This is a genomic window from Rhizobium herbae, assembly GCF_017873135.1.
Classification (GTDB): Bacteria; Pseudomonadota; Alphaproteobacteria; order Rhizobiales; family Rhizobiaceae; genus Pararhizobium; species Pararhizobium herbae.
The window spans coordinates 113,649-126,489 of sequence record NZ_JAGGJV010000011.1; the positions used below are offsets into that span (position 1 = coordinate 113,649).

Annotated in this window: 13 protein-coding genes; 4 read left to right on the forward strand and 9 right to left on the reverse strand. The window is 58.9% G+C overall.

Features of this window, described 5'->3' with window-relative positions; all coding sequences use genetic code 11:
* The first annotated feature begins 310 nt into the window (after positions 1–310).
* Positions 311–979 (forward strand): autoinducer binding domain-containing protein, encoded by a 669-nt coding sequence (locus J2Z75_RS25340; protein WP_327791301.1) that lies wholly within the window; start codon positions 311–313, stop codon positions 977–979.
* Here J2Z75_RS25340 and J2Z75_RS25345 read toward each other — a convergent pair.
* Complete coding sequence (locus tag J2Z75_RS25345; protein WP_209856129.1) at positions 971–1,306, reverse strand: transcriptional repressor TraM; 336 nt, start codon at positions 1,304–1,306, stop codon at positions 971–973. The genes J2Z75_RS25340 and J2Z75_RS25345 overlap by 9 nt on opposite strands.
* Before the next feature lie 231 nt (positions 1,307–1,537).
* Between J2Z75_RS25345 and J2Z75_RS29745 the strand changes: the two genes are divergently transcribed.
* The 3 genes from J2Z75_RS29745 (at position 1,538) to J2Z75_RS25360 (ending at position 4,631) form a co-directional block, all read left to right on the forward strand.
* On the forward strand, positions 1,538–2,251 hold the full coding sequence (locus tag J2Z75_RS29745) for an autoinducer binding domain-containing protein (protein ID WP_209856131.1): 714 nt from the start codon (positions 1,538–1,540) through the stop codon (positions 2,249–2,251).
* A 525-nt stretch (positions 2,252–2,776) separates the two neighbouring features.
* Positions 2,777–3,238 carry a winged helix-turn-helix domain-containing protein gene (locus J2Z75_RS29395; RefSeq protein ID WP_234937562.1) on the forward strand — a complete coding sequence of 154 codons (462 nt, stop codon included), beginning with the start codon at positions 2,777–2,779 and terminating at the stop codon, positions 3,236–3,238.
* A 37-nt stretch (positions 3,239–3,275) separates the two neighbouring features.
* A complete protein-coding gene (locus J2Z75_RS25360) occupies positions 3,276–4,631 on the forward strand; it encodes an amidohydrolase family protein (RefSeq protein ID WP_209856135.1) in 1,356 nt (451 codons plus the stop codon).
* A 35-nt stretch (positions 4,632–4,666) separates the two neighbouring features.
* Here the strand turns inward: J2Z75_RS25360 and J2Z75_RS25365 are convergent, their stop codons facing one another.
* The 8 genes from J2Z75_RS25365 to J2Z75_RS25400 form a co-directional block, all read right to left on the reverse strand.
* Entirely contained in the window at positions 4,667–6,058 is a 1,392-nt protein-coding gene (locus J2Z75_RS25365; protein WP_327791293.1) for an MmgE/PrpD family protein, read from the reverse strand.
* 39 nt (positions 6,059–6,097) lie between these two features.
* Positions 6,098–7,171 (reverse strand): ornithine cyclodeaminase, encoded by a 1,074-nt coding sequence (locus tag J2Z75_RS25370; protein WP_209856140.1) that lies wholly within the window; start codon positions 7,169–7,171, stop codon positions 6,098–6,100.
* Positions 7,172–7,316: 145 nt separating this feature from the next.
* Entirely contained in the window at positions 7,317–8,564 is a 1,248-nt protein-coding gene (locus tag J2Z75_RS25375; protein WP_209856142.1) for a type II toxin-antitoxin system HipA family toxin, read from the reverse strand.
* Positions 8,557–8,892 carry a helix-turn-helix domain-containing protein gene (locus tag J2Z75_RS25380; protein WP_209856145.1) on the reverse strand — a complete coding sequence of 112 codons (336 nt, stop codon included), beginning with the start codon at positions 8,890–8,892 and terminating at the stop codon, positions 8,557–8,559. The genes J2Z75_RS25375 and J2Z75_RS25380 overlap by 8 nt, the downstream gene beginning before the upstream one ends.
* Positions 8,893–9,058: 166 nt before the next feature.
* Complete coding sequence (locus tag J2Z75_RS25385; protein WP_209856148.1) at positions 9,059–9,442, reverse strand: BRA0787 family protein; 384 nt, start codon at positions 9,440–9,442, stop codon at positions 9,059–9,061.
* A 301-nt stretch (positions 9,443–9,743) separates the two neighbouring features.
* Positions 9,744–11,174, reverse strand: a complete 1,431-nt coding sequence (locus J2Z75_RS25390; RefSeq protein ID WP_327791294.1) for an MmgE/PrpD family protein — start codon at positions 11,172–11,174, stop codon at positions 9,744–9,746.
* A 135-nt stretch (positions 11,175–11,309) separates the two neighbouring features.
* A complete protein-coding gene (locus J2Z75_RS25395; protein WP_209856154.1) occupies positions 11,310–12,161 on the reverse strand; it encodes a carbon-nitrogen hydrolase family protein in 852 nt (283 codons plus the stop codon).
* Positions 12,158–12,811 (reverse strand): RraA family protein, encoded by a 654-nt coding sequence (locus J2Z75_RS25400; protein WP_209856156.1) that lies wholly within the window; start codon positions 12,809–12,811, stop codon positions 12,158–12,160. Before J2Z75_RS25400 ends, J2Z75_RS25395 begins: the two co-directional genes overlap by 4 nt.
* Positions 12,812–12,841: the final 30 nt, after the last annotated feature.

Sequence of the window (12,841 nt, forward strand, 5' to 3'; positions counted from 1 at the left end):
TGCACTTTTTCGCAGATATCGACTTCTCACGCAAAATCAAATTGATAGTTTTGAACGCCCATTCATTGGCAATTGATATCAATTGCAGCTTCGAATGGTTCTAAATCATAACAGTTGCGAGACACATTTGTGACAGCTATCGATTGTCATGCACAGGCATGCAACTGATCGCGTCGTTGTCTCCATCGATACTGAATGATCCCGAGATGACGTCGAAAGGAGATTTTCGCGAAAGCTTATCGCGGACGGAAACGGCATCGAAAGGAGCTCTGAATTGGATCGGTGGTTCGAAAAGCTGATTGACGCGTGTGTGATTGCATCGAATGAACTCTCTCTGAAGGACGCCCTTCAAACCCTGACCAATGAGCTCGGTTTCGATTGTTATGCCTATCTGAACCTTCACCCCAATGAGACCTATGCGATCTCGAACTACCCGGCCGAATGGCAGGAACGTTATTTGTCGCGACTATATGCGACCGTCGATCCGGTGGTGACAACGGCAAAGCGAAAGATGCGGGCTTTCAGCTGGACGGAAAACCAAAGCCGGAACCTCTCGAAAGAGACCCGACAATTCTATACTGAAGCCCGCGAATTCGGAATTCGGTCCGGGGTGTCGATCCCGGTGATGTCCGGCTTTGGAAATGTCGCGATGTTGACATTGGCCTCCAACAAGCTCGAGCGCTATTCGGAGGAAGACTTCGACCCTGTCGTCGCTGCCGCGTCCGTTGCCCAGGTCCACACGAAATTCAGCCGGCAGTCCGCAACAGCGACGATTGGACACCGTCTCATCGTCTTGAAACCCGAGGAAAGGATTTGTCTGAAATGGTCGGCAGAGGGCAAGACCCTGGAAGACATCGCGGTCCTGGAGGGCATGAAATACAATAATGTGTGCTTTCACATCAAACAGGCTCGCAAGAAACTCGATGTCCTCAGCATTCAACAGGCGACAGCGGTTGCGACGAAACTGAACCTAATTTGAAGGCTGTCGAGCGGGAACCTCTGGGATGTAGCCGAGAACATCCAGCAAAGTTGAAAGTGCTGTCTGGTGGGCATGGACTGCAATCATCGCAGCAATATAGCCGCGTTCAGCGAAACACACTTCCTGCGGTCGCGCCTGCGCGCTGACGAGCTTCTGCAGCTCCACATACAACGCAGACGCCTCGTCACGAAGGACCCGGTGCTTCACGATCGCGTCGATCGTGACATCTTTGAGTTGAGACGGATCGAGGCCTTCCACCAGACCAACAACGGGCCGCAACATGATTTTATTGGAGCTCGTCGCGCCGGCTGCGTTCTTGTTGGTCATGGTACCCACGTGAGTGTCTATGGCCCGTTCCATTGCAATATTTCCCGCGGAGGGTCAAGAAAAGAGCGCCTGCAGGAGATTTTCCGGCATTGCCCGCAGCTGAAATAGCTTGCGGTTGGAATCGTCCATCTGGATGTCGTTTGCCGACGTGAACAATGAGCCGAGAACGGCTGCCCTATCGGATTGATAGCGGCCACAGGCTGGAACCATCGCAGCAGGAATTTCTGGAAGATGCCCGTCGACCCTTGGAAAAATCTCGATCGTTTCATCGATGCTGTCAGCCTCGTCGCGCAGGAGAGGCACTTCAAACGTTCGCTGCAAAATCTTACGAATAGGCTTGGGTACGATCTGTATGCCTATATCAACATCAGCTTCAAGAGCAGCTTCGCCCTGTCGAACTATCCTAAGGAATGGCAGGATCGGTACCTCCAAAAATCCTATCAAAGCGTCGACCCCGTCATCGAGATCGCCAGGCGAACGATGGCTCCCTACACGTGGTCTCTGGAAGACCGGCAATTTCGCCGACCGCAACGGCTCGGGTTTGCGCGCGAAGCCAATGCGTTTGGAATATGCTCGGGGACGACAATCGCAATTCCCGCAGGGTTCGGCCACATGGCCTTCCTCACCTTCGCGTCCACAGGCATGGGCCTCGGATCGCACGCGCCGTTGGATCACGTCCCTGCAATAACCGCGGCAACCTTCACCCACGCATTCGTAACGTTGCGACGTCCGCGCGCCAGTGCTTCGAGTGTCGTCAGGCTGGCACCGCAAGAAGCCATCTGCCTTCGATGGGCTGCAGAAGGAAAATCGATGCGCGAAGCCGCGACGCTCCTTGGCATCAAATACAGTTCCGCACGCTCATATCTCGACAATGCGCGAGACAAACTGGGCGCCGTCAGCCTCATCCAGGCAGTCGCAATCGCAACGCGGCTTCATCTGATCTAGCCCTCGGTGACAAGAAGCGAGCGGGGCTCCGATCGGACGAGAAATCGAACAGCCGTGACGTGAAACTTTCAACATCCACCGCACAATTGCGATCCGCTTCGCCCCGCATTCGCTTGATCCCATCAGGACGCGTCCTATACCGTCAGGACTTGCCTAGGTTGTCGCGGCGGTCTGAATAAAGATCATCGAGATTCAAGCCCGCGAAAACCCACCAGCATCTCGGTCGTAGCTGCGAGGACGACTATTGTGCGACCACTGATCCTTATCGGCTCGGCAGATTCGGACTACTTTCTGCTTCTGGAACATATCCTGGAGGCCGACGGGTTCGATACGGTTTTCGGCAAAAGCGTCGAGGAGCTCGTCCACCTCGGGGCTGAATGCGATCCCTTCGCCATCCTGCTTGACGCCGCGAGCGGTTCGATTTCGGCCGCATCGGCGTGTGTCCGGCTAAAGAAGGATCCACGTACGGCGAGAATCTCCACGATTGCCTTGATAAGGCCGGGGGCTCAAAGCCAGTATGTCGATTTGCTGAAAGCCGGTATTGACGAGAGTTTCATCCGGCCCATCGCTCCGTCCAGGCTGCTTGAATTTCTGCGCACCCGCGCGCGGCGCAGCGGCCATTTTTTCAAGACAATGAAAAGCGACACATCGCTTTTCTATGCCGGCATCGTGATGAATCTCGAGACGCACCGCGTCAAACGAAATGGCCTGGACATTCACCTGGGGCCAATCGAGTTCAAGCTTCTGCAGCACCTCATGCGCAATTGCGGGCAGGTATGCGGGCGAGGGGACCTGACCGCCAACGCCTGGCCGCGAAACATTCACGTGGAGCCGCGGACCGTCAATGTCCACATCGGGCGGCTGCGCAAGGCGTTGAGTTCGAACGGATCTCCGGATCTGATCCGGACGGTGCGGTCAATTGGCTACGCCTTGGAGGACAATGTGCTTGCGGAGAATCTCGGAGATTCAAATGGGACCTCGACGTAACCGGTCATCGAGACTTCAGCCAATCGGAGAGAACAATATGGACATCGTGCTTCAGGATGGTTGTGTCATTACGGGCGACGGAACGACGGTGTTTCCGCGAGCCGACGTGCTTGTGAGCGGCGGCGAGATACGGGACGTCGACATGTCCTCTCGTCTCCACCGGCGTTCGGACGGCGGCGCCGACTTCATCGACGCTTCGGGATGCACGATCATTCCGGGGATCATCAACGCCCACGCCCATGGCTGCATCCGTGGACCCTCCATGCCGAGCGGCTCTGCTGCATTGGACGACAGCGCGGTCGACTACAATCGCAACCGGCACCTCCTCCAGGGCACCACCACCCTTCTCAATGTCTGTGGCCTCGCATTCCCCGACGAGATCGACCATGAGGCTGCAATGGCGCATCCGATGGACATTTACGTGTCCACGGCACACACAGAAAACAACATACAGGCGGCCCTTGCCGTTGATGGCGCCGGACTGTCCTCACGGCACCTCCAGGCAACGACCGATCAATTGCTGTCGCAGGGGGCAAAGGCTCTCGGCGAAGTCGGCGGTGGCCAGACACTCGGCGGCGGCGCGCAGGAGTACAGGTTTATTCCCGACGCCATCAAGCGCCAGACGGGCATCACAGTCCTTCCGGCCGTGGCGCGGCGATTGAAGAATGCGATTCTTGGCCGTTATCTCGAACCTGCAGATGGGGTATCGGACGAAGAACTCGAAGCCGAATTGAACAACTGCGGCTTGGCAGGGATGGTGCAAGCGGAGGCGATCCGGGCCATCGTTTCCAACAGCGTCATGCCGTCTGTCTCGACAGCACTGGCTGGATTTGAGGAAATCGCCCGCGAGTCGGCTCGGGTCGGATATCCGGCGGTATTTCACAATGCCGCGCCGACGGCGCGCTCTCTTATAGACTTGGCCGAAAGATACCCTATTGCCCGGATCGTTGCCGGACACTCCAACCATCCAAGTTTCCTGGCGGGTGAGGCGGTCGAAGTCGCGGGAAAGCTCAGAGATCGGGGTGCCGTGATCGACGTTTCGACGCTTGATTGCATCACAACGCGGTGGCGAAACGATGTGACCAATTTCGACGCACTGATCGAATCGGGTCTCGTGGATACAATATCGACCGACTTCGCCGGCGGGCATTGGGATGGGATTTTAGAGGCCATTCACCGGATCGGTCGCAAGAAACAACTCGCCGCGCCGGCGGCGATCGCGCTTGCCACGGGAAATGTCGCACGGATTTTCCCGCAGCTAGCAGGGGATCGAGGGTTGATCGAAAAAGGCAAGAGGGCCGACATCGTCGTCGCCGATAGTGCAAACCTCAGCCGGGTGCGGGACGTGTTTATTGCTGGCCGACCGGTCGTGCTGAATGGTCGAATTCTGTGACGTCGTCTCTGGTGATGAGATGATCAGAACAATCACTATGCCAGCGGCTGAGCCAACCGTGCCAGCAGCGGGGCGGTATCGCCACGTCTGAACTGCTCGAATCCATCCAGCAGCATGACTTGCCTCTTTTCCGACGTCTTCCTCGCGGTGATTTCGAGGAACTTGTCGCGAATATCGGTCCAGTGCATCGGTCGTCCCACGTCCCCACGAGGCGTGGTGACCGGAGACACGAAAGATTCGCCTGTTTTGCTGACCATGGTCACTCTCGCGAGCGTCTCGGCAGGAAACCGACGGTCAATCTCGCTATCGACCAACAGACGGACCTTGTGGGCAAAATCGGCAAGATCCTGGCGACCCAGCAGATTCACATTGATCGGGGCCAGCGCCTGGCGGCCCTCGATCGCAGCGATCGCCAGGCAGTATGGCAGGCTGTATTGGATATCCGTCAGGTTTTCCGGATTGACGCGGTTGCCCAACTGGAGCGCCCAGGCAAATATCTCGACTTCAATCATCGCGATCTCGTGATGGGTCACGCGATGGCGTGTTTCCAGATCGGACAACGCATCGATGGCGGGATGGATGTAGCGGCAGCACGAATATGGTTTGAAATATGTTCCCTCGATTTTCCCCGGCTTGCCCAGGTAGCCGACGATGCTTGACGTGTCGAAATGCGAAGCATGATCCAGGATGTCTTCAGGCCCGGTAAATCCGCATTCGGCAAGGTGGAGCGCCGTCATGCCGGTTGCAACACTCCACGGAATGCCTTCCTTCACATCGTTGCCGGTGAGTTTCGAATAGCCGGAACTGCCATTTGCGTCCTGGTTCGGAGCCAGGACGCCGGCAATCGCCAATGCCTGTGAAAGGCGGGCAGGCGTTGCACCGGAAAGCCGGCCGGCGGCGGCCGCAGCGCCATATCCCACCCACCGCCCCGATTGCCGGCTCCTGATCGCGTTCGGATTTTGCGCGGCAGCGATACGCACCCCGACTTCATATCCAAGAGCGATCGCCGTGACGATTTCGTCCCGCGAGCAGGTGATATCGCCTGCGACCGCCAACGCGGCGGGAATGACTGCGGCGCCGGGATGTCCGCGTGCGGCCCGATGACCGTCGTCCAGATCCAGAGCAGAAGCGGCAGCCGCGTTGCAGAAGGCAGCACCTGTGCTGTTCAACGTCTGCCCGGAAAACCATACGGGCGACGGCCCGGGCCCGAACAGATGTCCTGCAACACTGCGAACCGCCGCAGCGCTCGGTGTTTCATATCCGGCGATCGCCGCCGTCACCAGATCGAGCATGCAACACAGCGTCTTCTCCTTTACGCCCGCCGTCAAATTTTCGGCAGCGCAGTCACCGATGTAAGCTGCAAGAGTTCGCGTCGCGTACATGTCTCGTCTCCACCGGCAACTGAGTGCCACGTTGAACTGACCCATGCGGCATTCCGCAACGGGCGGGTTGCGCCCACAGCGAAGCTACGCGTTCGGTTCTGTTTTCAGAAAGGTCTCATAGACATATTTGGCAACGTATAGGTCCAGCATCGGCAGTCCAACGCATGTGATGTGAAGCGGCTCATCTTCGCGCTTTTGAAGCTCGTCGCCCAAGTCCGAAAAGTTGGTAACACCGAGAAGTGGGCCGAGCGTTTCCAGGGTGGATTGCCCTTTCGAAAAATATAGAGCCAGGCTCTGCGAGTTGCGGCGCGACACCATTGTGATGTCGTCACACAACAGCCGCCCAGTTTTCAGAACGCGTTGGATATATTGAGGGGGTGTTTCATCGCCGCCGAGGTGCAGCGTTACGGCGTGCGGGTTGGCTTCCGCGTCGTCGAAGACAGGCCTTTTGGCATTGGATGCGGTAATCACCAGATCGCAGCCGCGAAGTTCGTCATTGTCATCCACAGCCACCAGGGGGTATGCGACGCGCGCCGCGAGCTTCGCCGCAAGATGGACCGCCGAATCCGCCGATCGGCTTCGAATGAACACTTTCGAAAAGGCCTCATGAGCAAAGATGCCAAGGCCCAGGATGACCCGTTCAGCGATCGGTCCGGCGCCAAAGATAAACACCGATAGACCGTTGCGACCAGACAGGAAGCGATCAACTATCGTCGTCGCGTAAGTCGCGGTTCTCGCGGCAGAAATCTCGGTGCCATCCAACAGGCAGATCGGCGCAAGCGTCACCTTGTCGAAGAGGGCGATCGTGGACATCGACCTGGGGCGTCCCAGATGCCGATTGAGTGCGTTGGCGCCGACGATCTTGACGGCTGCGTAGTCCGGCCCAACGCTCGAGAGGGTCGACAACTTCCAACCGAGCCGCTCTCCTTCGAACCTTTTCCGATAGTGGTCCAATTCCGGACGAGCCCAGAGTTCGCTTTCGAATGGCAGCAGAACGGATTTCAATCCGTATGCGCGGCCCTCGCGAATATCAGCCCACGCCTCGCGGGCAACCGCATGCAGAGCGCCGGCCTCGAGCATGACGCCGCGCCGTTCCATATCCTTCAAGGAGAAGAACCGCAGGCCGCCCTCCGGCCTTTCCTCCAACGCAACTGTCATGCTCCACCCTCCGAATGACTACCTATGATGGTATTTTCTCGTGGGAAAAGCGGAAATGAAAGCCAATTTCAGATGAATAATCGGCGATGAAGTGACCGCTCAGGCTGTCATTGGAGGGTGGATGGGGCAAACGACACCGTTCAGATCAAAGCGCCAGCGCCCTTCTTAGATCATCGTGTTCGAAGGCGCTGGCCATTCGTGTGATCTCGGCGGAGCGGGCGCCGGCTGCCTTGGCGGTTTCGCGCCATGTCGCGGTAACACTTGCCACCTCCTTGATGATCGCGCGGGCCTGCAGCAGCGTGAGGCCGAAGAACCCCGAAGCCGCCTCAAGCAGGTCGAGCGAGCAGGTACCCTCATCGAGGTCGATGTTGGTCGTCAGCACACGCGCCTTGAGGTCGGTGGGAACGGGATTGAGGTCATAGGCAGGAGAGAGCGACCATCCTGCCTTGCCGAGCCAAAGGAAGCCATGGTTGCGCAGGTGATCGTCGACATTGGAGATCAGCACGCTGAAGACGACGCGCCGATAAAGGCTATGAGCGTCGGTCTTCCCTTGCGCACCATGTTGCGCAAGGGCGTCGACGATCTCCGGATAGCTGCCGCGCTCACCGTCCCTGGCGCCCATCATCGCCATCGCAGACAGGAAGGGAATGCGGGATGCGCCGGAACGATCAAAACGCCGCGACAGCATCACCGCCTTGCCGGCGACCTCAATCAGTTCATGATACGGAGTGGTGATGCCGGCCTTCTCGGCCAGCCGCAGCGCGATCTCCTCCCAGGTCTCCATGCTGTAGTCGTCAGTTTCCTTCGGGAACTTGGCGATGGAGAGGTGCCCGTGCTGGTCGATGATCGATGCCTTCGGCCGCGCACCGCCGAGGGACGAGCCGGGGGCAAAGATGAGCTGTAGGTCCTCGTCCGTTTCCTCGTCCCGGAGAATCCGTTCAGTGATTTCAAGCAGCCGCCCGAGTTCGATCAGAGCGGGGACCCCGGCGCGGATCGGCGCCTGGAACGTCTCTTCTCCTGCCCAGCGGAATCTGAGTGCGCCCAGGCGGGTCTCGTCGGCGACGCCGAGCAGGTAATCGCTTTCCGCAAGGGTGCGAACGGCACGGCGTTCGCGTTCGGCAAGACGGCGCTCGGCCCGCTGCATCAGACGACGGCCCCATGTGTCGGGGGCGGAGTCTCCGATCGAACCGAACGTCGCCAGTCCGGCGGGCGGGGCAAAGGTACCGCGGGTCAAAGCAAGGGCAGGCTCCAGCGAGAACCGGTCCGGATCGACGAGCCACGCGCCATCGTACTCGAACAGTATGGTTTCCGTACCTCGAACGCGGTTGCTCCTCGCCATTCCAATGGCGCGCGTGCGGCCGTCCAGGTCGATATGCACCTCGAAGTCAGCCATCGCGAGACGATCCCGTTGTCCGCTTGAGGTGGACGTGCTTGGGCAGGTCGGCGCTGGCCATTGCCTGCCCGACAGGGTCGTTGCCGATGTCGGCGATCTGGCTCAGACCGTCGAGCAAGCCGAGCGCCTGGAGGACACCCGCATAGATGCCGATACTGACATTGGTATCCCCGGCCTCGACCTTTTGCAGCGTAGAGCGGGAGGTGAAGGCCCGCTCCGCCACGACCGCCATCGGCAGCCGTCGACGCCGGCGAGCATCGTGGATATCCGCGCCGAGTTTGCGAAGAGCGCGCCGCACAGCAGCAGGAGGATTATGTGGGGTTGGCATTTGATACCTTCGCACTACAGATTTACCGAATATGTAGCACGAAGCTTACAATTTTGATAGCCCTCTCGTAGGGTTCCGGCAGGAAGTAGAATTGGGTGATTGGAAATAAGAGCGGTTTCTGCTCTGGGCACGGGATCGCGACGGCTCGGCCGCGATCCCGCAAGGCTCATTCTGTCGGCTGGCGCTCGACCGTAGGGCTGGAGACGGCCACGATATCGTCACCACCATCGGCAAGAAGGCGTTTGCGCACGAGCACCCGCATGATACGGGCGGCCGTCGAGAAGCTCATCTGATCCAGCGGCCCTTCGCCTTTCCAGGGCTTGGACAGTCTTTCGGTGATGGCACTGACACTGTTCATCGGAACGATGTCATCGCAGTCGCGCATCGCTTCGAAGACAAGACTGATCGGGATGATCCGCCCTTCGAAAGTGACGATCGGTTCCGTACGTTCCGTTTCCCATTCTTCGAAGGCATAGAGCGCCTCGCGGAACAATTCCTGAAGGGTGATCGGCGCGTGTCCGTTATGAAGTGGCGGCAAGGCACTCGTCATGTCTGTCTCCTCTTGTGGATTAAGCCAGTCCTCCTCATCGGCCGGGGATCGAAGCAGAAAACGCGACTCAGGGTTTCCCTGCGGACCGAATACACGATATTTTTTATAGTGTAATACTCCCGTGATAAAGCGATATATGCCCGCCCAGTCGCTAACGCGTGCCTATGAAATCGATAGGTTATTGATATCCCTGATGAACTCAGCATTCGAAGCATGCGTCCCTTCTCGATCATCGTCCCACATGATTGCCAAGGGCGCAAAGTCGCCATCGCTCATACCGAAAACAGACTGGTTGCCTTTGTTATCGAACCAGCAGGACGTCCCGCGGCATTTCTCCAAAGCTGCCCGAACCCGGTATCTCCGGCACGCTCGCAGCGAACAAGGGTTGGAGAGAGGCCATGTTGCCTATGCCGGAAATAACCTTCAACAGGGCGAGTGAACGATCGCTTCCGAACCTTCTCTCAGCCAGCTTTAGAAACTTCTCTTCCAAAAAAGATCTGGGCAATGGATTTGCGGCTTCACCGAGGGCGATCTTGACTTCGGCATGGAAAATACGACCGTCCTTCAGGGACAGTTGGGCACGTGCGACATGATGAGAATTGGGGTCCGGCTTTCCCATGTCGGGCCGCAATTCGATCCGCGCCATAAGGCGCATGGCCGCATCACTACAGATTTGCTCTTCCGAAAACCAGTCGGGGCCGGGCTCAATACCAAGCAACGCCATTGCGACAGCGTAGGGAGCACTAAACTGGGCAGCCCAAATATCCGCTGGCGCGGGATTGTTGAACGGTGGCTCGCAGACAATCGGTGGGGCGGTGATCACCAGCCGTTCGTGGGCGTGATCCTTTGAATCGACGCCGGCAGTCGCGAACGCCCTCAGCGACGCCTGAATGCTGCTCTGCAGGATCCGGCAGCAGCTGTACGGCTTAAAGCCGACTTCGCGAATTTCGTAGACCCGGCCAAGACCTGCCGTCAGTCGTTCGAGATCGCAGGCATCGGCGCCGGCCATGCGCCAAAATCCGGTCTCCCCCTCAAAGATGTCCAGCGGACCTTCAAAGCCGTTTTTCGCGAGAAGGGCTGCGTTGACGCCGGTCTGCGCCGCTGCCCCGAAATTGTTCTTTGCCATGCTGGGTTCAGAGCCATAGACCGTCTTCATGACGGAGGCGACGGGCGCATTGGCAGCTGCAATCGCGATTGCATGCGCCGATTGCCGCGCTTCGAGCTTCAGGAGCTTTGCGGCTGTCGCGGCCGCACCAAAGACCTGCCACGTTCCATGCCCATGCACCGTTTTGCGCGGATGCATATGCGACAGGGAAATCGCGACCCGGCCGCCCACTTCATATCCCACGACCATCGCTTCCAGGATGTCCGCCCCACAACTGTTGACATGCGCCGCGACACTCAACGCGGCCGCGACCACCGTCGCGCCGGGATGGCCCTTGCGATAGATGTCGTCGAAGTCGAGAGCGTTGATCAGGCAGGCCTGGACGAAGGCGGCGGTTCCCGGATCGGTCGTGCGATTGGTGCCGAGGATCGGCACGTCTCCACGAGACCCAACATCGTCCAGAAAGCCATCCAGGACGCCGGCGATCGGCAGGGAATAGCCACCAAGCAGGCAGCAGAGCGAATCCAGAAGGCATTCGTTCGCCTTCCCGACAACGTCGGGCGGCAGATCGGCCAATGTTTCGCGGGCAATGTAGTTTCCCAGGACCATTGCTGCGGGTTGTTGCATGGCGTTTCTCGTTTTTCGTTGAGTGTGGAACACAGGGGGGCGGGTATTTTCCAGAGCCGAAGCACCGGCGGTCTTCGCCGATCCTCGGGCCCCTCCCCGCGACCAACAGATCCGACCTGCAGAATGCGCCCCCGACTAAGGGCCGACCGCCAGGACATTGATGTCGCCGAACTCCACCCGATGCGCATCCATCGGGATAAGATTGCGAACCGCCCGGACACGGTCAATGTCCAGATATGAGGTGAAAAATCCGACCGTATCGGAAGCCCGGCCGATGACCTGACCCCACGGATCGCAGACAAGCGAGTTGCCATAGGTCTGCCTGACTTCGCCTCCGGCCGCCGGATACGGACCCCATTGGCCGCAGGCGACGAAATACACCTGGAACTCGATGGCCCGCGCCCGGCAGAGAACCTCCCAGTGATCCTTGCCCGTCTGAAGCGTGAAGGCCGCCGGCAGAATGATGACATCCACGCCTGCAGTCGCCAGGCGGTCGAAAAGACGCGAGAAGCGGAGGTCGTAACAAATGGCACAGCCAATCCGCAGGCCATTGATTTCGTAGACCACCAGCTCGTTTCCGGGCTCAACGGTCTCTGACTCGCGGTAGGCTTTGCCGTCTGGGGCCACGATGTCGAAGAGGTGTATTTTGCGGTACCGCCCGACTTCGATACCATCGCGGTCGAACACGAGCGAGGTATTGTGGATGCGGGTGCTTCCAGCAATCCGTTCCAGAACGCTGCCGGCATGCAGCCAGATCCGATGCGAGGCTGCGAAGTCCTGCAGCACGTCATAGGTCCGCCCGCCCGGAACTGTATCGGCCGCCACCTGTTTCTGCTGCGCGGTCCCCCCTGACCAGTCGAAGTGCTCCGGCAGGACGATCAGATCCGGACTATCCCTGTCGACCGCATCCTGCATCAGGCGAAGCGCCTGACGAAGATTGTGGTCACGATCCGGTTGCGAGTTCATCTGAATGAGTGAGATCTTCATGATTCCTCCGATGATTGATAGTCAAAGATCGACTTGCCGGCCTCCAGATGGGGCCGCAGATGTCGCGAGCGTTTTTGCCGCTCGAGCGCTACGGCTCCGAGACGTCGCATATGATTGGGATCGGCCACGAACACACCGTCGTCGTCGGCAAGCACCGCATATCCTGGCAGGACCGCCGCACCGCCGCAGGCGATGGGCACGTTGATCGATCCGCCGATCTGGTAGGCGCGATTGGTGGTTTTCGACGAGACGCCGCGGCACCAGACGGGGAAACCGCTGTGCGCGATTTCCAGCGCGTCTGTGCACGGCCCATCGACGACGATACCGGCAGCACCGCGGGCCTTGGCGGCGGCGACCACGCCGCCGCCGACACAGGCGATATCGTCATGGTCGACACGAGAAATCACCAGGATGTCACCGGGGACAAGCAGATCGATCGCTTTGTAGATGACCACACCGTCGCGGCCCGGTGCCGCGACGGTGACTGCGTTGCCGATCGCCTTTGAGGGAAAGACCGGACGGATCTGGGATCCGAGAAAGCCCAGATGTTCAAAATGACCGATCGTGGCGGTTTCCACCTCAGCTAGAAGATCGCGCAGGTCTTCCGGCCAGGCGGAGTGCCGGGTGTCTATTCGGTATTCTATTGTCATGAATTTCACCTCAAGGCAGGGGCGCGGGCG